This is a genomic window from Janibacter sp. CoH_79_TC_3 (assembly GCF_058197955.1).
The window spans coordinates 1-277 of sequence record NZ_JBXWIV010000082.1 but is presented as its reverse complement, the minus strand read 5'-3'; the positions used below and the strand labels follow the sequence as shown (position 1 = coordinate 277).

The window sequence follows — 277 nt, the reverse complement described above, 5'->3', positions numbered from 1 at the left end:
ATTAAAGACCGCGTAAGAGAGATAAGAAATATGTCCACCGGAAAGGGAATATTTACAATGGATTTCCAGAATGATGGTGAGTTTGTAGGGGGATGTATCGCCGGAGGAAGAAACTACTTCCATATCAATGCAAACGGAGATGCAGAGCCATGTGTATTCATCCATTATTCAGGTGCAAATATCCGGACACACAGTATGATAGAGATATTGCAGCAGCCACTGTTTATGGCATATCACAATAACCAGCCGTTTAACGAAAACCATTACAGACCATGTC

1 protein-coding gene is annotated in these 277 nt (G+C 41.5%); it reads left to right on the top strand.

Features of this window, described 5'->3' with window-relative positions:
• Window positions 1-57 precede the first annotated feature (57 nt).
• A partial coding sequence (locus AC2FA3_RS15160) for an SPASM domain-containing protein (protein WP_490510308.1) occupies window positions 58-277 on the top strand: 220 nt, incomplete at its 3' end.